Genomic DNA, 24,493 nt, shown 5'->3' with positions numbered 1-24,493 from the left:
TTTTTATCATGTCTAAAATTGCTTTAATTTATATGGGTGGAACATTTGGCTGTGTAGGTGAACCTCTAAGCCCAATGCCAGAACATGACTTTTTACCTTGCCTGCATGGCTATTTGCCAGAAAACTTGGCAATAGAATGCTTTGCTGCTCCTGTCATTAAAGACAGTAGTGCCTACACAGCAGTAGACTGGCTCAAACTGGCTCAATTTATTCAACAATTACAACAACAAGACTTCCAGCATTTTGTCGTGATTCACGGCACAGATACTTTAAGTTATGCCAGCGCAGTGTTGGCACGTATGCTCGCCAAATCTTGTCATGTCATTATTACAGGCAGTCAATTTCCGTTACTTACGGTAGATGGCTCAACAATTCGTGAACAAACCGATGCACGAGATAACCTGTGGTTTGCACTTGACCATATTTTGACTGTCGATACAGGCGTATATTTGGCGTTCCATCAACAGCTATTTCATGGTCGCACAGCGCTCAAAGCTCACACCACTGAGCTGAATGCCTTCCAGGGTATTCCATCAACGCAAACAATAGCACAACAACAGCAAGCCACACATATTACGGATGCGATGCTGCAACGTGCGCAAAAGCTCAATATTCTGAACTGGATGATGCAGTCGATTGGACTGGAACAGCTCGAAAATAATCTTCAGCATGTGCTTAGACATGCACCCGACTTTTTAATTTTACAAGGTTTTGGGACTGGGAACTTGGTGACCAATTCAGTCATTATTGAACTCTTTCAACAACTCAAACAAAATAACTGTTTGCCTGTACTCACCACACAAGTCACTGCAGGTGGCATTGATCAGCGCTATGCGGTCAGTGCATGGGTCAAAGAGGCACAAATTGCAGTGTCTGATTGTCTAGGTCATGCTGATCTTTATGCCAAATTGCTAGCGCTTTATTTACAGCATGAACAGGCAAACGACTGGTTGAAGCACTGGCATGAGTAACACAGAAATGATGATGCAACGTTATGCGATTGGTATTGAGTTTTGCGGTACAGCTTATCGGGGTTGGCAAACACAGCAAGCAGGTGTTCCCAGTGTGCAAGAAACCCTCGAACGTGTCTTAAGTAAAATTGCAAATCACCCTGTTATTGTACACGGTGCTGGACGTACCGATGCAGGTGTACATGCGACCAATATGGTGGCACATTTTGACAGTACCGCAGATCGTCCTGATCGTGGTTGGATCATGGGGGCAAATAGCCAGCTTCCTAAAGACATCTCGATTCAGTGGATTAAACGCATGGATTCAGACTTTCATGCGCGATTTAAAGCGATTGCTCGCCGCTATCGGTATGTATTGTATAGCGCGCCGCATCGACCTGCATTAATGCATAAGCAGGTCACACATATTTATCATTCGCTGAATATTGCCAAAATGATTGAAGCTGCACAAAAGTTTGAAGGGACACATAACTTTGAAACCTTTCGCGCCGCATCCTGTCAGTCCAATCAACCCGTACGGCATGTGAAACATTGTCGCCTCACCCAACACGGCGCATTTCTGATTCTAGATATTCAGGCAGATGGTTTTTTACACCATATGGTGCGCAATATTATGGGCTGCTTACTGGAAATCGGGCAGGAACTCTACCCCGTGGAACACATTGATGCGATGTTTGCTGCAGAAGATCGCAAAGCTGCGGGCATTACCGCCCCTGCGGATGGTTTGTACTTTATTCAGGCGTATTACCCAGAGCAGTTTGATTTACCAAAAGTTGCTTTAGGTCCTCAATGGCTCAACTGGGCAGAGTGACAAACAGTTTAGTCACTCTGTTTACGTTTACGGTATTCAATCGGGGTTTCATTGGCCCAACGCTTAAATGCCCGATAAAATGTACTTGGCTCAGCAAAACCAGTCAGGTACACAATTTTCTCAATACTTTCATGTGTATTTGCCAACAGCTTCTTGGCCAGTCGACAACGATAAGCTGATAAGATCTGCTGAAAACTGGTTTCTGCATCACTGAGTAAAGTTCGCAAACGACGCGGTGTAATGTGTAGTTGCGCAGCCACACTTTCGAGTGTGGTTTCTCCCTGCTCTAAGGTTGCACCAATGGCACGGCGTACTTCATCCACCAAATCGTAGCGTGCCAGTTCCTGTAATTTTGCATTAGCCAGTTGTTCATGCAGTTGTAACAGATCAGGATCAGCCTGCCATAATGGATGTTTTAAAATCGCAGGATCAAAATAAAGTCGGGTTTCTTTTTGCCCAAGACTGACAGGACACTCATAGACCCTAAAATACTCTTCTGGCGCTGCCCCTTCCTGAAAATCGAAATCGATAAAAATCGGTTGAAACTGCCCTTCCGTTAAGAATTTGAAAAAGCGTAAAATTCCTGACATAGCACATTCAGAAAAATGTCGATTCAACAACCGATTAGGGCGAGCTTGTGTCCCATTAGTCAAATAGCAACGTCCATTTTCGCAGACCAATTTCGCTTGAAAGGCATCACTAATTAAACGTTGATAGGCAAGTGCGCGGTGTAGCCCTTCACCAAAATTTTCGCTACTCATGAACAGATGTTCAATCACTTGTCCACGGTAGAGTGGCAAATGCTCACCTAAGTATAAGCCGATATCCGAATCCTGACTCACCTGTTCAGCAGCAAGCCAAAATGCATTTTGTGCACTGACAGGCGTGCGCTGATTGTTTTCTAACTGGCTCATGGCAACGCCAGCTTGTGTCAGAATTTGCTCCGTTGACAATCCTGCCCGCCTTAATGCCTGATAACCAAGCCGCAATACCACTGAAGCATCCGTTTGCTGACCCACACTTTCACCTTATTTTTATTGCTGCATTGCCAGATTCAGGGTACTGAGGATTGACCAAGCTGACAACTAACTAGCCTTCTTTTTCAGGAAAAAAGTGTAGACGCATGATTCACTTTTGTTACTTTTAACTTTGTTGCTTTTAGCTACGCTTTATTTGGCTTTATATTGTTTTATTGCTTAAATTTGTCTATAATTTGCCCCTTGTTATTTTATTCTTTTAGGTAGGCTATGGCCAATAAAGAGGAACTAATTGAGTTCGAAGGCGTTGTCACCGAAACGCTTCCTAATACCATGTTCCGTGTGCGTTTAGAGAACGGTCATGAAGTGATTGCTCATATTTCAGGCAAAATGCGTAAGCATTACATCCGTATTTTAACGGGTGACCATGTTAAAGTTGAAATGACTCCATATGATTTGACCAAAGGTCGCATCACTTACCGTGCACGTTAAGTATTAGCTGAAGCAAAAAAGCCACAACAATGTGGCTTTTTTTATATGTATTTTTAAAGACAACACTTTTGGTTGTGAAAGTAGTTCAATTTACGATCTGCATTGAGCTTGTTAAAAATTGCAAATCCGCAACGTGCGACAATATATTTACAGCTCGACCTAAGAAGCAATCGCCTTACACTCGCGTAAATGCTCCCCCAACCATGAGTGAAACTCATGAGTTTGACGTAGCTGACTCAATGTATCAATCATTGTGCCGATACTGGATGCACCAGAACCAGTTTGATCGTAATCTTTAATCCATGCTCGTTGTGAGTACTTCAAAATGCTTTTTTGCTAACATTTAAATAAAAAAAAGCGCAATCTTTTCAGATCACGCTTTTTAAATTTATAAGCTTAAGCTAAAACAGCAACAACTGCTTCACCCATTGCTTTTGTGCCGACTTTATTCATACCTTCAGACATAATGTCTGCTGTACGCAAGCCTTGATCCAGAACTTGGCCCACCGCATCTTCAATGGCTTTTGCTGCTGCTTCCTCACGGAAGGTATAACGTAGCATCATGGCAACTGAAAGAATGGTTGCTAATGGGTTAGCCAAATCTTTTCCTGCGATATCTGGCGCTGAACCATGACATGGTTCGTACATACCCTTACCATTTTCATCCAATGATGCAGATGGCAACATACCAATTGAACCCGTTAACATTGCTGCTTCATCAGACAAAATATCGCCAAACAGATTACCAGTCACAATCACATCAAATTGTTTTGGGGCACGAACCAATTGCATAGCGGCATTATCGACATACATATGTGAAAGCTGAATCTCTGGATATTCAGCTTCTTTGAGTGCAGTCACAGTTTGTTTCCAAAGCTCTGTTACTTCTAGTACGTTAGCTTTATCGACAGAACAAACTTTACCACCACGCAAGTTCGCTAATTCAAACGCGACTTTAGCAATACGTTTGATTTCAGATTCTGAATAAACGTCAGTATTGTAGCCTTGTTTTTCGCCATTTTCCAGTTCACGAATCCCACGTGGCTGACCAAAATAGATCCCACCTGTCAATTCTCGAACAATCAGAATATCTAAACCTGCCACGATTTCAGGTTTCAAGCTTGAAGCACCAGCCAATTGTGGGTACAAAATCGCTGGACGCAAGTTTGCAAATAGGTTCAGTTCACTACGGATTTTAAGCAAGCCGCGTTCTGGGCGAATTGAACGCTCAATGCTGTCCCATTTTGGCCCACCGACTGCACCAAGTAAAATCGCATCGGCTTTTTGTGCCTGAGCGCTAGTCACAGCTGGGTAGGGTTCGCCATGTGCATCAATCGCTGCACCACCAAGCAACCCCTGCTCCCAGGTTAAACCCAAATTGAATTTTGTATTGACTGTCTTGAGTACAGTTTCTGCTGCTGCGACAATCTCAGGTCCGATCCCATCGCCCGCTAAAATTAAAATATGTTTAGACATACGCTATTCCATTTATTCCTACGACTGTAGCTTTTAAACAGCCCAGTTAAAATTTTTGTTCAACAAATTCGCCTAAACCTGTCAGCACATTGTAGGGCTTACAAAAACGGCGAATTGGACGTTGATCTTGTAATAACACCACACATAACGGATCTGGTGCTGACACACTCAGCAAACTCCCCGCTTGTTTGGTGCGGTTTCGGTACATCTTGAAGGTATAGCTTGTGTTCGGTTTAAAGTGATGAATCACACTAATTCGTTCTGCACGATCCATTGAAATAGGATAAAAGCGAATAACCACTTCATGCTGTCGATCAGGTACGGTTAAAAACAAGGCATTGTTATAGCCTGTAGTTTTGCTGTTTAAACGTACATAGCCTTTTTTAATGGCTTCGTAATTCACCAAATGTGTGGTGTCATCCACAATTTGAATGTTATCAAAACGTTCAAATTCACAGTTGACTGTTCCTGTACAGTACAGTTTGACATTGGCAGGTCGTTGCTCAGGGGCAATAAACTTGATTGCCATCGTATCGACCGCCTGATGCGTATGCTGACATGCACTCAGCAATACCGCACAGAACCCCCAGAAAGCACTTCGACCGATGTTTTTTAGCATTTGAATGGCCCAACCTTTTGCCGATCAGCAGATTGAATTACATAAAATAATTCGATATGTTAGCAATAGTTGAGCCTTCGCGCCATGCTTCACGTCATAACTCAGCCGTGTAAATCTTGAAAAACCCAAGGACGAGCCTGTTTGGTTTTCGCTTCATATTCACGGATCAAGTCAGCATCTTGTAAAGTCAAACCAATATCATCAAAACCATTCAATAAGCAGTGCTTGCGGAACGGGTCAATTTCAAAAGTAAATGCCTGACCTGATGGGGTTCGCACTTCTTGTGCGGCCAAATCAACGGTCAACTGATAACCTTCTGTTGCAGCACATTCTTTGAAAAGTTGGTCGACAATTTCTTCAGGCAAAATGACAGGTAACATGCCATTTTTAAAGCAGTTATTAAAGAAAATATCAGCAAAGCTTGGGGCAATCACAGTACGAAAACCATATTCGTTCAACGCCCAAGGTGCATGTTCACGGCTTGAACCACAACCAAAGTTGGTACGCGCTATTAAAATGCTTGCACCCTGATAACGTGGCTGGTTCAACACAAAGTCTGGATTTTTAGGGCGTTTGCTGATGTCTTGTCCCAAATAACCTTCATCTAAATAACGAAGTTCATCAAACAAGTTGTCGCCAAACCCTGTACGTTTAATCGATTTCAAAAACTGCTTTGGAATGATTAAGTCGGTATCGACATTGGCACGATCTAAAGGTGCAACGATACCCTGTTCAACTGTATACGCTTTCATATACGACTCCTTTAGAATGTACGAACATCAACAAAATGACCCGCGATTGCCGCGGCAGCTGCCATCGCTGGGCTGACCAAATGGGTACGCCCGCCATTGCCCTGACGACCTTCAAAGTTACGGTTTGAAGTCGAAGCACAGTGTTCACCGGGTTGCAACTTGTCAGCGTTCATTGCCAAACACATTGAGCAACCTGGTTCACGCCATTCAAAGCCGGCTTCAACAAAAATCTTGTCCAAACCTTCCGCTTCGGCTTGCTGTTTAACCAAACCAGAACCCGGTACGATCATGGCTTGCTTAATGCTTGCTGCGACTTTACGACCTTTGATGACTTCTGCTGCAGCACGAATGTCTTCAATACGTGAGTTGGTACATGAGCCAATAAATACACGATCCAACTGAATATCAGCCAAAGCCTGACCTGCAGTTAAGCCCATGTATTGGTAAGCACGTGTCCAGTCTTTACGCTGTACGTCATCTTTCGCTTGTTCCAAAGTCGGGACAGCTTGCGATACCGCAACCACCATTTCAGGAGAAGTTCCCCAAGACACTTGTGGCTCAATCTCTTCGCCTTTTAACACGACAACGGTATCAAACTGCGCATCATCATCGGAATGTAAGGTATTCCAGTAAGCAACGGCTTTATCCCAATCTGCGCCTTTAGGTGCATACGGACGGTCTTTCACATATTCAATCGTTTTGTCATCAACAGCGACCATGCCCACGCGTGCACCTGCCTCGATGGCCATATTACACACGGTCATACGACCTTCAATCGACATGTCACGGAAGACCTGACCACCAAACTCAATCGCATGGCCTGTACCGCCTGCTGTGCCGATTTTTCCGATAATCGCTAACACGACATCTTTTGAGGTCACGCCTGCGCCCAATTGACCATCAACACGCACCAACATGTTTTTCATTTTCTTTTGAACCAAGCATTGGGTTGCCAATACATGTTCAACTTCTGATGTCCCAATCCCATGTGCCAAACAACCAAATGCACCATGAGTTGCAGTATGTGAGTCACCACAAACTACGGTCATGCCTGGCAAAGTCAAACCTTGCTCTGGCCCAACGACATGCGCAATACCTTGGCGGATGTCATTAATGTCAAACTCGACAATGTTAAATGTCTTACAGTTGTCATCTAGGGTTTGTACCTGAATACGAGAAGTATCATCTTCAATTCCAGCAACGCCCCGTTCACGCTCTTTTTTTGAGGTTGGTACGTTATGGTCAGGCGTTGCCACATTGGCACTTAAACGCCATGGCTGACGACCTGCAAGTTGTAAACCTTCAAATGCTTGTGGTGAAGTCACTTCATGCAAAAGATGACGGTCGATGTAAATTAAACTCGAACCATCATCACGTTGCTTCACCAAATGGTCATCCCACAACTTGTCATATAATGTCTTGCCTGCCATGTCGACTCGCTCCATTGGACTGGGTAATTAAATCTTCTATTTTCATTATAGGCACTGTTTTACATAAATCTAATTTATCATTTTTATATATCAACAAACTTTTAGGAATAAGTCGATCTCTACAACTCAAACACTGTAAACAATGACCATGCTGTGAATACAATACCAATGAATCTACACTTTCCATGCATCAGTGTTGTATTGTGATAGCCAGTACTGAGCATCAGTGCCGTGAGCACACCAACTGAATACCGAGCCCAATTTTGCCAATGTCGAACACGAGTCATGCAGAGTTGCAGTTGCTCAATCTAACAAGTTTCCTATTCACCTTGTTTTAGCATACTATAAGCAAAAGTATATACGCGCCTTTATATCATTCTAAAATCATGCTGAAATAAAAATACTCTATATTTTTCTTAAATATAAAACCAAGTGTTCGTTAGGAAATAGTATATGAATCTCGCTGCTTTTGACGCTTTTATTAAAGTCATGGAAACAGGCTCAATTTCCTTGGCAGCCGATCAGCTGTTTATTACCCAACCTGCGGTGACCAAACGTATTCACTGTTTAGAAGAGTATTTTGGGGTGACGCTATTTGAATCTGCTGGGCGAGGCATTCAGCCAACGCATACCGCATACGCCCTCTTACCCAAAGTCAAAACTTGGCTAAATGAACTCGGGGAAATGCACCACACCCTCAGTCATCAGCAAAGCAAAGTACAGGGACGACTCAAAATAGGTACAAGCCATCATATTGGACTGCACCATTTACCCCATCACTTAAAACATTATGTGCAGCAATACCCAGACGTCACTTTGGATGTACATTTTGTCGACTCGGAACAAGCACATGAGCAGGTACTCGCAGGTGATTTGGAACTGGCTTTTTTAACCTTGCCACCACAGCTGGATGAACGCTTGCAGTACCAACCGATCTGGAATGATCCTTTGGTGTTTGTGGCAGCTCCCTTTCATCCATTGGCACACAAATCTCAGCTCACACTCGAAGATTTAATGAGCTATCCAAGCCTGCTGCCAGCAGCAAAAACCTATACCAGTCAAATCACGCTTGCTGCATTTGAGAAGCAGGGACTTAAACCCAAAGTCAGCATGAGTAACAATCCGTTAGAATCTATCCGCATGTTGGTCTCGATTGGACTTGGCTGGTCAGTATTGCCACTCACCTTAGTCAATCAGGATTTACAACAGCTCTCTTTAGAAGTCGACATGCAGCGTCAATTGGGGCTAGTCTGGCATCCAGCACGCACTCAATCGCGTGCCATGCAGGCATTGATTGAAATGATGCAAAAACCATAATTCTTTTAAATCACTCCACGTATTTGTGCCATAAATTTATGAAAAATTATCTTTTACTCAAAGCGCAAAAAATCATGAAAGTATGCCTTTTCAGCGTGGCGTGTGTTTTTCTACTTATTTTAATGTTGATAAAACCGATGCGGGTGGCATTGGCTCACCAGCTCCCATTTTTATCTTGTCAGGGAAAAGTCTGTGTCGATGACCCGCAGCAGCAGGACAAAGCTCAAAAACTATATAATCAGGCAATACAAGAAACACAACGTCAGGTGGGTAACTTTCATTCTCGCCCGACCATGGTGTTTTGTTCTATAGGAAAGTGTGCAGAAACTTTTGGAATGGAAAAGGCTGCTGCCAAAGCTGTCGGGAACTTAGGTATCGTCATTGCTCCACGAGGTTGGCAAGAATTTTATATTGTCCACGAACTGATTCACGACAGACAAGCCGAAGAATGGGGTAACCTTGCCATGCTGACCAAGCCCAAATGGTTAATCGAAGGGATGGCCTATACGTTAAGCAACGACCCACGCCCGAAACTTTCCCCACCTTTTGAACAATGGCGTATTCAATTTAAAAGCTGGTATCGATATCACCATCAAGATTTATGGCAAGCCAGCAAGGGCATTAAATCAGACTAATGTTGCTGAATCAGTCTGATCGTAGCTCATTCTCACCTGCTCCAACTCGAGTGAATATTCTCTAATTTAGATTGACCAGTCCTGAATATCCCAAGCCTGCTGTTTCGCAAGTTTTTCCAGACGATCATCTGGATTGACGGCGATTGCGTGGGTGGCATATTCCAGCAAGAAACGGTCATTGATCGAATCTGAGTATGCCCAAGACTCATCTACCTCACGCCCTGCCAGCCATTGCTCTAAACGAACCAATTTACCTTGCTGATAACATGCCGTGCCTGCAACTTTGCCTGTGTATTGTCCATCTTTAACTTCAGCATTGGTGGCAATAATTTCAGTAATACCAAACTCATGAAAAATCGGGGCGGTAATAAAATCACTGGTTGCCGTAATCCCAACAATCGCATGTCCTAAATCTTTATGCTTCCGAATCGCATCAAAGCCTTTTTGACGCATTTGTGGGCGAATCACTTTTTGCATAAACAACTGATGCAAATCAGTTAAATATTGATTTGAATGTTTGGTCAAAAACTGAAATACAAATTCATTGTAAGCAATCGGGTCAAGCTGCCCTGCTTTATAGTCATCATAAAATTTATCGTTCATTTGGCGATGATGCACGGGATCAACCAAGCCTTCATTCACTAAAAACTCACCCCAAGAATGGTCTGAGTCGGTATTTAACAGGGTATGATCAAGATCAAATAAAGCCAATTTCATGGAAATTCTCGTTAAAACTGAAAATTAAAGCAAAAAAATGTAAATCAGTTGCCGCTAATGCAAAGAAATTCGTTAAGATCATAGCAATTTTTAACAATATTCTGAGGTCTTTTTTTGTGTTGGATGCACAAATTTTGCCATCCCCGAAATAAAGACAATAAGATCTAACAAATTTAGGTAGCCAAATGATCGACTCTGAAGGTTTCCGACCCAATGTCGGGATCATTTTGGCAAACGAATATGGACAAGTGTTATGGGCAAAACGCATTGGACACAATGCATGGCAGTTTCCGCAAGGTGGTATCCAGACTGGAGAATCTCCTGAACAAGCGTTATACCGTGAGTTAAGAGAAGAAGTTGGCTTATTGCCAGAACACGTCCAAATCATTGCGCAAACCAAAGGCTGGTTGCGTTACCGTTTGCCACACCGATACATTCGTGCGGGCACAGACCCTGTGTGTATCGGTCAAAAACAGAAATGGTTTTTATTAAAGCTGACTGCATCAGCCCACAATATTCAGTTGGATCTCGCCGACCCACCTGAGTTTGATGAATGGCAATGGGTCAGTTATTGGTATCCATTAGGACAGGTCATCAACTTTAAACGAGATGTTTACCGAAAAGCCATGACTGAATTATGTAGCCAGTTACCCCACTAAAAAATAATTGAAAAAAGAATTTTTTAGTGAATGCTTTTCTCATGGGTGGCTGCTATAAATAAAGCAATAATTACTTATTATATAAATTGTTTTGGGAGTATGTAGTTATGTCGAACATGCAATTAGACACGCTCCGACGCATTGTCCAAGAGGTCAATGCAGCCGTGAGTTTGCATGAGTCATTAGACATTATGGTCAATCAGATTTCGGTTGCGATGGATGTCGATGTGTGTTCGATTTATTTACTTGATGAACGTAACCAGCGCTATGTCCTCATGGCAAGTAAAGGGCTAAATCCTGAATCTGTTGGCAACGTATCACTACAGGTCGGCGAAGGTCTGGTCGGTCTGGTTGGACAGCGTGAAGAGATCGTGAACCTTGACAATGCTGCCCAACATGAGCGTTACGCGTATTTCCCCGAAACAGGCGAAGAAATTTACAATTCGTTTTTAGGTGTCCCTGTCATGTATCGCCGCAAGGTGATGGGTGTACTGGTGGTACAAAATGTAGAATCACAAGATTTTAGCGAGGCTGCTGAGTCTTTCTTGGTGACCCTGTGCGCGCAGCTTTCAGGCGTAATTGCCCATGCGCATGCCGTGGGTAACATTGATGTATTCCGCAAACCCAATAATTTATCCAGCTACAAAACTTTTCAGGGTGTTTCAGGGGCCGGTGGCGTCGCTCTCGGGCGAGCAATTGTGCTTTACCCACCTGCAGACCTGTCTTCCGTACCTGATCGTGAAGCAGAAAATATCAGTGATGAATTACAGTTACTTGATCACGCCGTTGTCAATGTCCGTCATGAGATTCAGTCTCTCGATGAAAAAATGCAAGATTCACTCATGTCGGAAGAACGTGCACTGTTTAGTGTGTTCTTACGCATGCTGGATGAAAATGCCTTACCTGCCGAAATTAAAGAGCTGATTCGCGATGGGAACTGGGCACAGGGTGCAGTTAAAAAAGTCATCGACAAACATATTGCCCTCTTTGCACAAATGGAAGATGACTATCTGCGTGAGCGGGTGTCAGATCTCAAAGACTTAGGGCGACGTATTTTAGCGTCATTACAAGAAGCTGATGCTGGCCATCGCGAATTGAGTTCGGACAGTATTTTAATTGGTGAGGAAATCAGTACCGCAGCACTGGTTGAGCTACCAATGGATAAAATCGCAGCAATTGTGACCAGTGAAGGCGCTGCCAATTCACACATGGTCATTGTCGCGCGTGCTTTAGGCATTCCAACTGTTGTCGGTGTCACAGAATTACCGATCAATACCATTGATGATGTCGAGATGATTGTTGACGCGTATCAGGGACGGGTTTTTGTCAATCCGCCACGTCGCCTACGTCAGCGTTACAAAGAAATTCAAAAAGAAGAAGAGCAAATTGCCAAAGACCTCAAACAGTACGAAACTAAGGAAACCATTACTCCTGATGGCGTTCCTGTTCTGTTATTTGTCAATACAGGTCTGATGATTGATGTAGTTCGTGGCGTACAGCGTGGTGCTAAAGGTGTCGGACTGTATCGCTCCGAAATTCCATTTATGCTACGTGATCGCTTCCCTGGCGAAGAAGAACAACGTGCAATTTATCGGCAGCAGCTCAGCCACTTTGCCAACAAACCTGTCACCATGCGTACCCTCGACATTGGTGCAGATAAAGACCTGCCTTACTTTAGCATTGATGAAGAAAACTCAGCACTGGGCTGGCGTGGACTGCGTTTCACCCTTGACCACCCAGAAATTTTCTCGGCACAAATCCGCGCCATGCTCAAAGCCAGTATTGGCTTAAATAACCTGCATATTTTGCTGCCGATGGTCACCAGTGTCAGTGAAGTTGAAGAAGTGCTGTATTTACTAGAGCGCGACTGGGTCGCTGTTCAGGAAGAAGAACAGGTTAAAATCAACAAGCCAAAAATTGGGATTATGGTGGAAGTACCAAGTGTACTCTTGCAAATTGATGAATTTGCGCCACTGGTTGATTTCTTCTCGGTCGGTTCAAATGACTTAATTCAGTATTTGCTCGCTGTTGACCGTAACAACCCGCATGTCTCAAGTGTATATTCGCATTTTCACCCTGCAATTTTACGAGCGCTATGTCGTTTGGTTAAAGAGTGTCATAAGTACGAAAAACCGATCAGTATTTGCGGGGAAATGGCGGGAGACCCGTTATCTGCGATTTTACTTATGGCGATGGGTTTTAATACCTTGTCGATGAGTTCAAGTAATATTTTGCGGGTACGTAAAGCGATTTGTCATGTGCCGATGAGTGATGCACAGGAATTATTAGATCATGTTTTACAACTGAATAATCCATTACTGATTAAGAGTTGGTTGGAATATTATTTTAAAACTCACGGTCTTGCCGATATGGTCAAAACCAACCGCTTGCTCAATGTCTAATTTTTAGCAAAACTGCATGTAAATTCCCATAAAACAAGGGCGATAATCTTCAGAATATCGCCCTTGCTTATGTTTGCTATAGCCACGTTTCGCATTTTTCTTTCGATCGACAAACACCTGACTCTGATTGAACTCATGCATATGTTTGGCAACCAGATTATTGATGACCACTTCTGGCTGTTGCTTGCGTTTTGCCATTAAATTTACCTCTATGACTCTACTTTTTTTGCGTTTTGCGATCTAAATTTAACACAAATTGCTCTTAGCATTGTAAATAATTTAATCTACACCATCCCTCTAAAAACACTTCAGACGCCCCATAAAAAATGCCAGTCATCATCACTGGCATTTTAGGTTACAAGTACATTTTTAGGTTATTTTTTGAGATCAAAGCGGTCGGCATTCATGACTTTATTCCACACGGCAATAAAGTCGTGCACAAATTTTTCCTTGTTATCCTCTTGTGCATAAACTTCGGCATAAGAACGCAAAATCGAATTTGAACCAAACACCAAATCAACGCGGGTGGCTGTCCATTTGACTGCACCAGTTTTACGATCGCGAATTTCGTACAGGTTTTTGCCTACAGGTTTCCATGTATTTTCCATGTCGGTTAGATTGACAAAGAAGTCATTGCTCAAGACCCCGACACGGTCAGTAAATACGCCTTCTTTAGCGCCCGCATAGTTGGTTCCAAGCACACGCATCCCTCCAATCAGCACAGTCATTTCAGGTGCAGTCAGCCCCATGAGTTGGGTACGATCCAGCAACATTTCCTCAGGTTGTACCGCATATTCCTGTTTTAACCAGTTACGGTAGCCATCATGTTTCGGCTCTAAATCAGCAAAAGAGGATTCATCTGTCTGTGCTTGAGTGGCATCACCACGCCCTAGAGTAAATGGCACTTTGACAGCAAAGCCCGCCTCCTGTGCAGCTTTTTCGACCGCTGCAGTACCACCCAAAACAATCAGATCGGCAATACTGACTTTTTTACTGAGGCTCGCCTGAATTTCTTCAAGTTTTGCCAAGACTTTGTGTAATCGCTCAGGTTCATTGCCGACCCAGTCTTTTTGTGGTGACAAACGAATACGTGCCCCGTTTGCGCCCCCACGAAAATCAGAACCGCGATAAGTTCGTGCGCTGTCCCATGCGGTATTAATCAGTTCGCTACGACTTAAACCGCTATTGAGTAGTTTAGCTTTTAATTCACCAATTTCTGCTTCGCTTAAAGTGTAATCAACACTCGGAATAGGATCTTGCCAGATCAAATCTTCCGCAGGCACATCTGCACCCAGATAACGGGATTTAGGTCCCATGTCGCGATGGGTCAATTTAAACCACGCCCGCGCAAAGACTTCCGCAAAATAAGCAGGGTCATGATAAAAGCGTTCCGCAATTTTACGGTATTCAGGATCCATTTTCAGTGCCATGTCGGCATCGGTCATAATCGGATTACGGCGCACGTTCGGGTTATGGGCATCAACAGGTTTATCTTCTTCCTTGATGTTGATCGGTTCCCATTGATGTGCACCTGCTGGGCTTTTACGTTGCTCCCAGTCGTAGGTAAACAGGAGATAAAAGAACTCATTGTCCCATTTTGTTGGATGGGTTGTCCAAGCCCCTTCTATACCACTGACCATGGTATTGCAGCCATTGCCTGTGCCTTCGGGATTGTGCCAGCCTAATCCCTGAAATTCCACGTCAGCAGCTTCAGTATTGGCACCTAGCAGTTCAGCCTTACCATTCCCATGAGCTTTACCCACCGTATGACCACCTGCTGTTAAAGCCACGGTTTCTTCGTCATTCATTGCCATACGGTCAAACGTCGTGCGCATGTCCTGTGCGGTTTTTAATGGGTCGGGATGACCATCCACCCCTTCTGGGTTGACATAAATCAGTCCCATCTGTACCGCAGCCAGTGGGTTTTCCAGCGTGGTACGGTCTTGATCATCGCCATAACGGTTTTTGGTAGCATCTAGCCATTTACGTTCTTCACCCCAATAAATGTCTTTTTCAGGATGCCAGATATCTACACGCCCCCCACCAAAGCCAAAGGTCTTTAGACCTGCAACTTCATAGGCAACCGTTCCCGCAAGAACAATCAGATCGCCCCAAGAAATTTTATTGCCGTATTTTCTTTTGATCGGCCAAAGTAACCGACGACCTTTATCGGTATTGACGTTATCGGGCCAACTGTTCAGTGGAGCAAAGCGCTGGTTGCCTGTATTGGCACCACCACGACCGTCCTGCTTGCGATAGGTTCCTGCTAAATGCCATGCGGTACGTACCATCATGCCAATATAACTACCATAATCCGAAGGCCACCAGTCCTGACTGCTATTGATTAAATCTCTTAAATCTTTTTTTACTGCCTCAAGATCAAGCTGTGCAAAAGCTGCTGCATAATCAAAATCAGCATCCATCGGATTGGTTTTTTTATCGTGCTGAGAAAGGATGTCTAAATTGAGTGAATTTGGCCACCAATCTGTATTTGAGCTGGCTAATGATGTATTTGCACCATGTGCAAATGGGCACTTCCCTGCTGAAGCTTGCGATTTATTATCCATTTCTAATCTCCAGATTCAATAACCTAGTGTGATTATTGTTTCAATGTTTTTAGCTATTGTAGGTTTATCAAGATAGCGGTTTTTTTATTCAAGCTAAAGCGGATTTAACTAATCAAAACAATCGAAATCTTCTATTTAAGCCAAACAAATAGAAGGATGAATAAAGAGCGCTTTTGCTGGAAACTGAACTCATTGCTTCGTATACAAAAAATATTTTTTATTGAGCGGTCGTCTTACGGCTACATTGCGATCAAGCCGAGTTTTTCGTTGATATGGCTTGTATACACTACTTATGCCAATCGTAAAATCATGCTAAACACTGTAGCGAAAATCAAAAAATACAATAAATCCTCATGCAAAAAATGATATGAAAAACATCCTTCAGCAATATGACATCATCTTATTTGATACGATTCGTAATCTGTAATGGCTATGGCTAGGTAGTATTTTCATTCGACAAAAGCGATTGTTATATTTTTGGAACATTCAATTTATGAGCCCTAAAGCACAACTCCAAACCACACAGCGTCTCATCCAGTATAGTCTTGCTGCGCTTTGGATCTATCAAGGTTTGATTCCCAAAATCTTATTTCAATCTGCTGGCGAAATTCAGATCTGGCAGTCGATCGGCTTTGAGCCAACACTCGCGAAAATCTGTGTGGCATTCTCTGGTCTGGTCGAAATTCTGTTTGGTGGTACATTTTTGCTGTGGCATAAAATCCGTTTTATGCATCAGCTCAATATTGCTGGGCTCGCTGGATTATTGCTACTGATTGCAATGACAGATCCGTCACAACTCAGCAGTGCATTTAACCCTGTGATCATGAATAGCGCCATGATCATTTTGTCCATTGTTGCTCTGCAACTTTTAGACTTAAATCAAAAACCAACTTAAAGAACTAAACTAGCATGCGGCGCCCTTCCTGAATACAATAAAAAGGATTCATGAGTTTGGAAGCATGTTTAATCGTATATTCCAAATGAGCTTCAGGCTCATCGCGCTGTTCATCAGTGAGCTGAAAAGTACGGTAGTGAATCGCCAAAGAACGCTGCGCATGCAAATCACCATGTGCCTTTAACGCATCTTGTGGGTTCATATGCATATAATGCAAAACATGGCGAGGTTCATATGCCCCTATTGGCAATAAAGCGATACGCGGCGCGCCATAACGAGCATAGATCTGTTTAAAATGTCCAGCATAGCCTGTATCTCCTGCAAAAAAACAATACTGCTTACGCAACTTTAAACAAAACCCTCCCCACAAAGCACGATTCTGATCACGTAGACCGCGCCCTGAACCATGCTGAGCAGGTGTGTAAACAATCTCAAAATCATCCAGTTGCACCGACTGCCACCAGTCAAGTTCAATCACATGAAAGGATTTTGGCAAATACCAAGCATTGCCCAGTCCAGTATAAATCGGCATATTAAAACGCTTATGTAGCCAATTTAGCGTGGCTAAATCCATATGGTCATAATGATTATGACTCAACAATACCGCGTGAATATGCGGTAATTGTTCCAAAGCAATTCCAGCAGGGCAAACACGGCGCGGCCCAGAACCATGTTTGGGGCTAGCAAACTCAGCCCAAACGGGATCTGTCAGGAAATTATATGGGCCTATTTGAATCAGTACCGTCGCATGCCCAACAAACCAGACTTTCCACTGGTTCATATCTGCATTGGGTTGGTCATGTGGCAACTCACGAGTAGCCGATCTGAATTGTTGAAATTCATGATCACGGTCAACATTCCAAGTCGATGCACGGCGCGTTGCTAGCCATTTGAATAGACTAAACTTTATTCCTTGTGGCTGTGGTGTTTGATTATGAAATTGTCCTGCATGAAACTGTGGTGACTCAAAATCCAGCTTCGGCTGCAAGAAAGTATGCGGCCAACAATTTTGAGTTGGCAATTCATAGTGCAATGCTGTCGTTCTATCCATAAGGCTTACAATATAAAAAATGAATCTGTTTGCTGTGCCACGTTGTCAATATATCCTCTCCCCGATGCAGAGGAAACATGTTTGAGCGAATTGTTGAAAATTTATTCTGCCCTAGATCATATACAGGGTTTAAATCAATTTTTCTTTTTATTTTTGTATTGTTTTCTGCATTTCAAATGCAGCACTTTCGATTATACTGCTAGGTCATAGACAAAAGTGCTTGAGAATTGGATTGGTTAATGGAACTACGCCATCTTCGATATTTTATTACCGTTGCAGAAGAACTTAATTTTAGTAAAGCAGCATTGAAACTGTACACTGCCCAACCCTCATTAAGCCAGCAAATCAAAGACTTAGAAGATGAAATTGGTGTCAAACTTCTCAATCGTACCAAACGTAAAGTCGAACTCACCGAGGAAGGTGCAATCTTTCTAGAACAAGCTCGCTTAACCATTGCTCAGGCAGAAAAAGCCGTTCGACTGGCGCGGGAAGCACATTTGTCCAAACAACAGATTTTAAAAATTGGCTTCATTACAACTGCTGAAGTTCGGGTTTTTCCTAAAATCTTGCCCAATTTGCGTATGCTTTACCCAAATATTAAAGTCGATTTACAGATTCTCAATGGCGTTGACCACTATCGGGCTTTAAAAAAAGGCGATCTGGATATCATCTTCTCTCGCCAGCCCTTTGATGATCCCGAGATTGCAAACTTTGTCGTTTTGCAAGATACACTGGCGCTATTTTTAGCAAAACAGCACCCTCTTGCAACGTTGGAGACTATTCCATTACAGGCACTCAATGATGTGGACTTGATTATGTCCAAAGCCAGTGCTTACGGCATTATGAATCAAGCCATTTTAGCATTTTTTAAACAGCACAATATTCAACCGCATATTGAAGAAAAAACTGAAAATATGGTCGAAAATATTGCAGCGATTGAACAAGGAATGAGTTGTTCAATCTTGCCACAATATCTTGATCCATTTATCAAGCTAGATCAGATTGCGGTGCGCCCTTTAGAGTGTGAGTTACCACCACTAAATTTGTTTATCAGCTACCGTAAAAACAATCTGTCTTTTCCAATGCAGAAATTACTGGAGTTGCTACATGAGCACTTTGAATTCAAATCTGCCTAGGCGATTTGCGCCTGCAATAGCTGATGTAATTCAGTGATGCTGTTGGCTATTGCTAAAGGCTGATATTGCTGCAATATATCAACATGATGCACACCATAGCTCACACCAACTCTTGGCATGGCAATTCGTTGTGCCATTTCCAAATCATAGCTGGTATCACCAACCATAACTGCCCGTTCAACAGCGATTCCTGTAAAATCAATAATTTGTTGTAACATGAGTGGATCAGGCTTGGACTTGGTTTCACTCGCCGCACGGGTCATGACAAACAAATCCTGACTTTGGGTTTTGGCCAACACCCGATCCAAGCCACGTCGGCTTTTCCCTGTCGCCACAGCCAGTTGCGCACCTTGCTGCTTCAAATCATGCAGCATGTCACTGACCCCATCGAACCACTGATCATCTTGCGAATGTGCCACATAGTGCTCGGCATAACTATCCAAAATGGCAGAATGCAATTCAGGTACGTCAGGAAACAGGGTTTGCATGACTTCAGGCAATCCCAAACCAATAATGCTTTTTGCTGCTTCATCACTCAGGGGTTGCTGATGCTGCTGGGCAGCAAATTGTAAACTTGCCACAATTTGCCCAACTGAATTAAATAACGTGCCGTCCCAATCAAAAATTACCAATTGTTTTTGCACATTAAGCTCCTTTCGCCAGTTCTTTAAGTAATTGCTGCATATCCTCTGGCAATTCAGCTTCAATCACAGGGTAATTCGGAATTTCTAATCGCATGGCATGCAGACACAAACGACGTGCTTCAGGGCCATTATAAGGCGTGGTATGCCCGTATTTATCATCCCCAACCAAGGGATGCCCAATACTTTGCCCATGTACACGAATTTGATGCGTTCGCCCAGACAATGGCGATGCATGTACCAAAGTCGCCTGTTTAAAACGCTGAGCCACTTTCCATACAGTTTGGCTTGGCTTACCTTCTTTTGAAACTCGCACGCGACGTTCACCATTGGCAAGTTCATAACGTAACAATGGTGCATCAATCAGTTGCTTATCGAGGCTAACCTGCCCTTTTACAATCGCAGCATAAGTTTTTTGAATTTTATGCTCACGCAATAAATCTTGTAAATGCTTTAACGTACTACGTTTTTTACTGATCATCACTAAACCTGAAGTGTCGCGGTCAATACGATGAATCAGTTCCAAATATTTTTTACCTGTTGCCGCACGTAAGGCCTCAATCAGCCCATATGCCATACCACTACCACCATGTACCGCAATTCCTGAAGGTTTGTTCACGACCAATAAACCTTCATCTTCATACACCACACGACTGAGCAAACTTTGTGCAACACCTTCACTCACAGGGACATCATTTTCTTGTTTTTGTTCATAGCGGATCGGTGCAACTCGAACCTGATCACCAATTTCTAGGCGGGTTTCAGCTTTAATACGTTTTTTATTGACCCTAACCTGGCTTTCACGGATCAAACGGTAAATGCGGCTTTTCGGCACACCTTTGAGTCGTGTAAATAAAAAATTGTCAACACGTTGCCCTGCTTGATGCTCAGTCACCTCAAACCAGGTCACACTTTGCCATTCTTGGTTGGTATTCATACAACTCGTTGAACCTTAAAATACTAGAATATGATTGAAAAATGATCGAATAAACTATTCTTTTCACAATAAACTTAAGCTTAGCCCATAGGCAGATGCCACAAGGTTTGATATAGTCAGCGCACGGATACCACCGTAAGTGAGTAAAATTGTCTACCATTTCAAAATAATGAAAGGTAGATCTCAGCTGAAACTCGGAAAGGTCCCAAAAGAATATGCCGCGCCGAAGGCTTATTATATCGGCAAAATTGTAGGCTGTTGCGTTAATTTGTACTTTATGCACGCAAAACAGCCTACCCCAAAAAATATGTCGCTAGTCTAGGCTAGTTATTAAACGTAAACTGAAACACATCAGACAAGTCTCCTGATGTCAAACCCAGGTCTCAGCGTTCGATGTATTGGATCTGTATGGCATGGCACGGATACGATGAACATTCCGTATACCAAGTGTTCCAAAACACCACCTGCCGCATACAGATAAAGTTTTACATCCAATACACCGTCTGAGAACCCGTGAATCTTCAGGTGGTTTTAGTCGATTAAGGATTAATGCGGTTTTGCGTATTTAGATGAATGAATCAGACACCAACACTTAAGTTGGCATAAGCGAGTGCCTGCAAATTCTGCGTCACTCTTAAGATTCTTCATCATAAATATGCCACCGCAACAGACTTGTCGTTGTGCTTCAACGATTAGGTATTACACCCATGAAACGTATGTTGATCAATGCGACACATGCCGAAGAAGTTCGTGTTGCACTCATCACTGGTCATCGTTTATACGATTTTGACCTCGAAAACCGCACCCGTGAACAAAAAAAATCAAATATCTATAAAGGTCATGTTACCCGCGTAGAACCATCGCTTGAAGCTGTATTTGTTGAATATGGTGCAGGTCGCCAAGGTTTCTTGTCTATGCGTGAAATCGCGCGCAGCTACCTCAATAGTGACCCGCGTGAAAACAGCAACATTCGTGAACTGATCAGCGAAGGTACTGAACTTTTAGTTCAAGTAGAAAAAGAAGAACGTGGCAACAAAGGTGCTGCCCTTTCGACCTATATTTCACTGGCAGGTCGTTATTTGGTTCTTATGCCAAATAATCCAAAAGGTGGTGGCATTAGCCGTCAAATTTCAGGTTCTGTGCGCGAAGAACTTAAAGAAAGATTAGCATCACTCAATGTACCACGCGGTATGAGCGTAATTGTACGTACTGCTGGCATTGGTCGCAGCCAAGAAGAATTACAACTCGACTTACAACACTTGTTGGATCTTTGGGCGCAAATTCAAAGCTCTGCCAGTTCTGGTCCATCACCAATGTTAGTACATCAAGAAGCGGGTGTTGTCACCCGTGCGATTCGTGATTACTTACGTGATGATGTTGCGGAAATTTTAATTGATAGTGAACAAGCATTTAACGAAGCGTATAACTTTGTTAAAGCAGTTATGCCACGTCAACTCGATAAATTAAAAACTTATACTTTAAATGAACCGTTATTCGCACACTTTGGAATCGAAAGCCAAATTCAAACAGCTTACGAACGCGAAGTAAAATTACCGTCTGGTGGTTCGATTGTGATTGACCAAACTGAAGCTTTAGTGTCTATCGACATTAACTCAGCCAAATCAACCCGCGGTCACGATGTTGAAGAAACTGCGTTAAATACCAACGTTGAAGCAGCTGAAGAAATTGCACGTCAGCTACGCTTACGTGATATTGGCGGTTTAGTGGTCATTGACTTTATCGACATGACCAAAGACCGCAATCAGCGTGTGGTTGAAGCAAAACTCCGTGAAGCGACTCAAAGCGACCGAGCACGTATCCAGTTTGGTCAGTTGTCACGTTTTGGCTTAATGGAAATGAGCCGTCAGCGTTTACGTCCATCTTTAGAAGAAGCAACTGGTTACGTTTGCCCACGCTGTCATGGCACGGGTATGGTACGTGACTTACGCTCTCTTTCGCTCTCCATCATGCGTAAAATCGAAGAGATCGCACTGCGTGAACGTCATGGTGAAGTCCAAGTTGAAGTACCTGTCGAAATTGCAGCATTCTTGCTCAATGAAAAACGTCATAGCCTCGTTTATCTTGAACAGACTTCAAATGTGCGCGTTACTGTACTGCCTCACCCGCATTTAGAAACACCACACTATGAAATTCAGTATAATCCTGAAGGCTTTGCACCAACTAGCTACGAACGTACTGAAGCGACCCGTTCAAGTGAAAAAGAGCTTGGTTATGAATCTGCTAACTGGCATTTAGAAGATGAACATATCGCACCAGCTCAAGCGACTGAAAGCAAAAAGCAAACCGCTATTGTTCAGAATATTGCCGAAGTTGCACAGCAACCTGTATCTGTACAGAAAAATAATCATGTCAATAGCCCATGTGCATGGCTAGAAAATCTGTTTGTTCAAAAACAAGCCCACACCACTGATCAATCACGCTCTGCAAATAATGCAGCAGCAGCAATTGAACAAATGATCAATAATGGTGCTGTTAGCCGTGGTCAATTTGGTCAAATTCAAACTGCTCCTGCAACCATTATCACCGAGCCAGCAACTGCGGTTGTTACACCGACCAATAATGCTTATCTTTCATCATCTTCTGTGGTTCCAACCAACAAACCCGAAAAACGTGAATTCCTAGAAAAGGAAGATAAAGCACAGCGCAGTAATAACAATAATAAAAAGCAACGTAACAAGCATAAAGAACCTCGTGAACAACAAGCGGCTGATCAGAACCTCAATCAAAGTCTGAATCAAAATCAGGTTCATGAAGAAGTTGTGCAGTTGTCACGTCAGGAAATGCGTGACCTAAAACGTCAACAAAAACGTCAGCAACAAGAGCCGAATTTTACTGAACAAAATATCAGTGAACCTGCTGTTGTACCACGTCGTGACCGCAATCAACCACGCCCACAACGTCCAAACCGCCAGCGTGATACAAGCGTTTTGAATGTTGAACCTGCAAATGTAAACAGCACCCCTGCTGTAACTCCTGCCACTTCAACTGAACTCAAAGTCAATGTTGTTGACGTACCTCGTACTCAAGAAACAGCGACAGCTTTGATTGTGAATGTTGAACAGGAAACACGTGAAATTGTGGCACTGCATGCTCAACAAGCACAACTTGCACCTGCTCAAAAGGCAGCAGTAGTGATTGCAGCATCTGAACCTGCACCTGTTCAGGCTGATCAAAATGTAGAGCAACCTGTACCTGCAGTAGCCGACGTTGCTGTTCCTGAAGAAAAAGCATCTGAAAGCAAGCCAACTGCTCCAGCAGAAGTGAAACGCGCCAGCAATGACCCACGTATGCATCGTCGCCAGCAACGTGAAGCCAGAGCAAATGCAACACCTGTTGTGAAACTCAGCCCAAGCCAAGTACCAGCATTAGCTCAGTACAATGTAGGCAGCCTGATTCGCCATGTCTACGGCGAAGATTGTACGGTCTTGATTGAACAGTTTGGTTTAGTACAAACTTTCAATCGTGCATTACTCAAATTTACTGAAGAGTATGCAAGTAGTTTAACTGAGCAACGTAATCAGACAGAAGCTGATAAAAAGCCTGTTACTCGTGACGTTGAGCTACCAAGTAAAGTAACGCCAGAAGCTGAGCCTGTAGCTGTCCTGCCGCTTATTCCGCCAAAAGCACCACAAATTCGTGTTGCCAATGACCCACGTGAGCGTCGCCGTTTGGCAAAACAAGCTGCTGAACTGGCAAAAGTGCAGCATTTGCAAGAACAACCTGAAGTTACGACAACCTCAAGTGACGTAACCGAAGCCGCGGCTAACGCAGCTCCTGTTATTGCTGAAATTGCATCGACTGTGACTGTTGAAGCAACCGAAGCTGTAACACCCGTCGTTGAGGCAAGCAAATTAGCTCCTGAAGAAACTCCTGAAGCTGTTGAAGCTGTTGAAGCTGTTGAAGCTGTTGAAGCTGTTGAAGCTGTTGAAGCTGTTGAAGCTGTTGAAGCTGTTGAAGCTGTTGAAGCTGTTGAAGCTGTTGAAGCTG

22 protein-coding genes are annotated in these 24,493 nt (G+C 43.3%); 10 read left to right on the top strand and 12 right to left on the bottom strand.

Annotated elements, in window-relative coordinates; translation table 11 throughout:
• Positions 1-8 precede the first annotated feature (8 nt).
• Together E0H77_RS10220 and truA are read left to right on the top strand one after the other, a co-directional pair.
• Entirely contained in the window at positions 9-971 is a 963-nt protein-coding gene (locus tag E0H77_RS10220; protein WP_131377771.1) for an asparaginase domain-containing protein, read from the top strand.
• 13 nt (positions 972-984) lie between these two features.
• On the top strand, positions 985-1,782 hold the full coding sequence (gene truA, locus E0H77_RS10215; RefSeq protein WP_131378004.1) for a tRNA pseudouridine(38-40) synthase TruA: 798 nt from the start codon (positions 985-987) through the stop codon (positions 1,780-1,782).
• An 8-nt stretch (positions 1,783-1,790) separates the two neighbouring features.
• Here truA and E0H77_RS10210 read toward each other — a convergent pair whose 3' ends face one another.
• Positions 1,791-2,801 carry an AraC family transcriptional regulator gene (locus E0H77_RS10210; RefSeq protein ID WP_131377769.1) on the bottom strand — a complete coding sequence of 337 codons (1,011 nt, stop codon included), beginning with the start codon at positions 2,799-2,801 and terminating at the stop codon, positions 1,791-1,793.
• 228 nt (positions 2,802-3,029) lie between these two features.
• Here E0H77_RS10210 and infA point away from each other — a divergent pair, with 228 nt between their 5' ends.
• Positions 3,030-3,251: a translation initiation factor IF-1 gene (gene infA, locus E0H77_RS10205; RefSeq protein ID WP_004754324.1), complete on the top strand. Its 222-nt coding sequence runs from the start codon at positions 3,030-3,032 to the stop codon at positions 3,249-3,251.
• Positions 3,252-3,410: 159 nt separating this feature from the next.
• Here infA and E0H77_RS13765 read toward each other — a convergent pair whose 3' ends face one another.
• The 5 genes from E0H77_RS13765 to leuC all read right to left on the bottom strand — a co-directional run bounded on the left by E0H77_RS13765 (position 3,411) and on the right by leuC (position 7,528).
• Positions 3,411-3,575, bottom strand: a complete 165-nt coding sequence (locus E0H77_RS13765) for a hypothetical protein (RefSeq protein ID WP_165491516.1) — start codon at positions 3,573-3,575, stop codon at positions 3,411-3,413.
• 72 nt (positions 3,576-3,647) lie between these two features.
• Positions 3,648-4,727 carry a 3-isopropylmalate dehydrogenase gene (leuB, locus tag E0H77_RS10200; RefSeq protein ID WP_131312708.1) on the bottom strand — a complete coding sequence of 360 codons (1,080 nt, stop codon included), beginning with the start codon at positions 4,725-4,727 and terminating at the stop codon, positions 3,648-3,650.
• Between the two features lie 46 nt (positions 4,728-4,773).
• Positions 4,774-5,346, bottom strand: a complete 573-nt coding sequence (locus E0H77_RS10195) for a hypothetical protein (protein WP_131377767.1) — start codon at positions 5,344-5,346, stop codon at positions 4,774-4,776.
• A 101-nt stretch (positions 5,347-5,447) separates the two neighbouring features.
• Entirely contained in the window at positions 5,448-6,098 is a 651-nt protein-coding gene (leuD, locus tag E0H77_RS10190; RefSeq protein WP_131377765.1) for a 3-isopropylmalate dehydratase small subunit, read from the bottom strand.
• An 11-nt stretch (positions 6,099-6,109) separates the two neighbouring features.
• Positions 6,110-7,528 carry a 3-isopropylmalate dehydratase large subunit gene (gene leuC / locus E0H77_RS10185; protein ID WP_131377763.1) on the bottom strand — a complete coding sequence of 473 codons (1,419 nt, stop codon included), beginning with the start codon at positions 7,526-7,528 and terminating at the stop codon, positions 6,110-6,112.
• A gap of 453 nt (positions 7,529-7,981) precedes the next feature.
• On the opposite strand from leuC, the gene E0H77_RS10180 reads away from it, so the two are divergent.
• Both E0H77_RS10180 and E0H77_RS10175 read left to right on the top strand, forming a co-directional pair.
• Positions 7,982-8,845: a LysR family transcriptional regulator gene (locus E0H77_RS10180; RefSeq protein WP_131377761.1), complete on the top strand. Its 864-nt coding sequence runs from the start codon at positions 7,982-7,984 to the stop codon at positions 8,843-8,845.
• A 38-nt stretch (positions 8,846-8,883) separates the two neighbouring features.
• On the top strand, positions 8,884-9,480 hold the full coding sequence (locus tag E0H77_RS10175; protein ID WP_131377759.1) for a hypothetical protein: 597 nt from the start codon (positions 8,884-8,886) through the stop codon (positions 9,478-9,480).
• A 66-nt stretch (positions 9,481-9,546) separates the two neighbouring features.
• Here E0H77_RS10175 and E0H77_RS10170 read toward each other — a convergent pair whose 3' ends face one another.
• On the bottom strand, positions 9,547-10,197 hold the full coding sequence (locus E0H77_RS10170) for an HAD family hydrolase (RefSeq protein WP_131312718.1): 651 nt from the start codon (positions 10,195-10,197) through the stop codon (positions 9,547-9,549).
• 185 nt (positions 10,198-10,382) lie between these two features.
• On the opposite strand from E0H77_RS10170, the gene E0H77_RS10165 reads away from it, so the two are divergent.
• Together E0H77_RS10165 and ptsP are read left to right on the top strand one after the other, a co-directional pair.
• On the top strand, positions 10,383-10,856 hold the full coding sequence (locus E0H77_RS10165; RefSeq protein ID WP_004754341.1) for an RNA pyrophosphohydrolase: 474 nt from the start codon (positions 10,383-10,385) through the stop codon (positions 10,854-10,856).
• 107 nt (positions 10,857-10,963) lie between these two features.
• Positions 10,964-13,258 carry a phosphoenolpyruvate--protein phosphotransferase gene (gene ptsP, locus E0H77_RS10160; RefSeq protein ID WP_131377757.1) on the top strand — a complete coding sequence of 765 codons (2,295 nt, stop codon included), beginning with the start codon at positions 10,964-10,966 and terminating at the stop codon, positions 13,256-13,258.
• A 3-nt stretch (positions 13,259-13,261) separates the two neighbouring features.
• On the opposite strand, the gene E0H77_RS10155 is transcribed toward ptsP, so the two are convergent.
• Complete coding sequence (locus tag E0H77_RS10155) at positions 13,262-13,456, bottom strand: DUF7230 family protein (RefSeq protein ID WP_131377755.1); 195 nt, start codon at positions 13,454-13,456, stop codon at positions 13,262-13,264.
• A 176-nt stretch (positions 13,457-13,632) separates the two neighbouring features.
• Positions 13,633-15,825, bottom strand: coding sequence for a catalase/peroxidase HPI (gene katG / locus E0H77_RS10150; RefSeq protein WP_131377753.1), 2,193 nt, complete (start codon positions 15,823-15,825; stop codon positions 13,633-13,635).
• A gap of 493 nt (positions 15,826-16,318) precedes the next feature.
• Here katG and E0H77_RS10145 point away from each other — a divergent pair, with 493 nt between their 5' ends.
• Complete coding sequence (locus E0H77_RS10145) at positions 16,319-16,720, top strand: DoxX-like family protein (RefSeq protein WP_131377751.1); 402 nt, start codon at positions 16,319-16,321, stop codon at positions 16,718-16,720.
• A gap of 4 nt (positions 16,721-16,724) precedes the next feature.
• Here E0H77_RS10145 and E0H77_RS10140 read toward each other — a convergent pair whose 3' ends face one another.
• A complete protein-coding gene (locus tag E0H77_RS10140) occupies positions 16,725-17,771 on the bottom strand; it encodes an MBL fold metallo-hydrolase (protein ID WP_131312726.1) in 1,047 nt (348 codons plus the stop codon).
• 239 nt (positions 17,772-18,010) lie between these two features.
• Here E0H77_RS10140 and E0H77_RS10135 point away from each other — a divergent pair, with 239 nt between their 5' ends.
• The gene (locus E0H77_RS10135; RefSeq protein WP_131377749.1) at positions 18,011-18,907 is read left to right on the top strand and encodes a LysR substrate-binding domain-containing protein; all 897 of its coding nucleotides are present in this window, start codon (positions 18,011-18,013) and stop codon (positions 18,905-18,907) included.
• On the opposite strand, the gene E0H77_RS10130 is transcribed toward E0H77_RS10135, so the two are convergent.
• Together E0H77_RS10130 and E0H77_RS10125 are read right to left on the bottom strand one after the other, a co-directional pair.
• On the bottom strand, positions 18,904-19,551 hold the full coding sequence (locus tag E0H77_RS10130) for an HAD family hydrolase (RefSeq protein WP_131377747.1): 648 nt from the start codon (positions 19,549-19,551) through the stop codon (positions 18,904-18,906). The genes E0H77_RS10135 and E0H77_RS10130 overlap by 4 nt on opposite strands.
• A 1-nt stretch (position 19,552) precedes the next feature.
• On the bottom strand, positions 19,553-20,485 hold the full coding sequence (locus tag E0H77_RS10125; protein WP_131312732.1) for an RluA family pseudouridine synthase: 933 nt from the start codon (positions 20,483-20,485) through the stop codon (positions 19,553-19,555).
• A 707-nt stretch (positions 20,486-21,192) separates the two neighbouring features.
• Between E0H77_RS10125 and E0H77_RS10115 the strand changes: the two genes are divergently transcribed.
• Positions 21,193-24,493: Rne/Rng family ribonuclease (locus tag E0H77_RS10115; RefSeq protein WP_131377745.1), on the top strand; the 3,301-nt coding region annotated here is incomplete at its 3' end.

It is taken from the genome of Acinetobacter brisouioides (assembly GCF_004331075.1).
Classification (GTDB): domain Bacteria; phylum Pseudomonadota; class Gammaproteobacteria; order Pseudomonadales; family Moraxellaceae; genus Acinetobacter.
The sequence above is the reverse complement of the archived record's forward strand: the minus strand, read 5'-3'. Positions and strand labels throughout refer to the sequence as shown.

What these genes read in the sequence shown, in the direction of transcription:
- E0H77_RS10170 (WP_131312718.1), bottom strand. Translation starts at nt 10,197, where the DNA reads ATGAAATTGGCTTTATTTGATCTTGATCATACCCTGTTAAATACCGAC.
- E0H77_RS10155 (WP_131377755.1), bottom strand. Translation starts at nt 13,456, where the DNA reads ATGGCAAAACGCAAGCAACAGCCAGAAGTGGTCATCAATAATCTGGTT.
- infA (WP_004754324.1), top strand. Translation starts at nt 3,030, where the DNA reads ATGGCCAATAAAGAGGAACTAATTGAGTTCGAAGGCGTTGTCACCGAA.
- E0H77_RS10135 (WP_131377749.1), top strand. Translation starts at nt 18,011, where the DNA reads ATGGAACTACGCCATCTTCGATATTTTATTACCGTTGCAGAAGAACTT.
- E0H77_RS10145 (WP_131377751.1), top strand. Translation starts at nt 16,319, where the DNA reads ATGAGCCCTAAAGCACAACTCCAAACCACACAGCGTCTCATCCAGTAT.
- E0H77_RS10175 (WP_131377759.1), top strand. Translation starts at nt 8,884, where the DNA reads ATGAAAAATTATCTTTTACTCAAAGCGCAAAAAATCATGAAAGTATGC.
- E0H77_RS10165 (WP_004754341.1), top strand. Translation starts at nt 10,383, where the DNA reads ATGATCGACTCTGAAGGTTTCCGACCCAATGTCGGGATCATTTTGGCA.
- leuC (WP_131377763.1), bottom strand. Translation starts at nt 7,528, where the DNA reads ATGGCAGGCAAGACATTATATGACAAGTTGTGGGATGACCATTTGGTG.
- E0H77_RS10140 (WP_131312726.1), bottom strand. Translation starts at nt 17,771, where the DNA reads ATGGATAGAACGACAGCATTGCACTATGAATTGCCAACTCAAAATTGT.
- E0H77_RS10195 (WP_131377767.1), bottom strand. Translation starts at nt 5,346, where the DNA reads ATGCTAAAAAACATCGGTCGAAGTGCTTTCTGGGGGTTCTGTGCGGTA.
- E0H77_RS10220 (WP_131377771.1), top strand. Translation starts at nt 9, where the DNA reads ATGTCTAAAATTGCTTTAATTTATATGGGTGGAACATTTGGCTGTGTA.
- E0H77_RS10125 (WP_131312732.1), bottom strand. Translation starts at nt 20,485, where the DNA reads ATGAATACCAACCAAGAATGGCAAAGTGTGACCTGGTTTGAGGTGACT.
- ptsP (WP_131377757.1), top strand. Translation starts at nt 10,964, where the DNA reads ATGTCGAACATGCAATTAGACACGCTCCGACGCATTGTCCAAGAGGTC.
- truA (WP_131378004.1), top strand. Translation starts at nt 985, where the DNA reads ATGCAACGTTATGCGATTGGTATTGAGTTTTGCGGTACAGCTTATCGG.
- leuB (WP_131312708.1), bottom strand. Translation starts at nt 4,727, where the DNA reads ATGTCTAAACATATTTTAATTTTAGCGGGCGATGGGATCGGACCTGAG.
- katG (WP_131377753.1), bottom strand. Translation starts at nt 15,825, where the DNA reads ATGGATAATAAATCGCAAGCTTCAGCAGGGAAGTGCCCATTTGCACAT.
- E0H77_RS10180 (WP_131377761.1), top strand. Translation starts at nt 7,982, where the DNA reads ATGAATCTCGCTGCTTTTGACGCTTTTATTAAAGTCATGGAAACAGGC.
- leuD (WP_131377765.1), bottom strand. Translation starts at nt 6,098, where the DNA reads ATGAAAGCGTATACAGTTGAACAGGGTATCGTTGCACCTTTAGATCGT.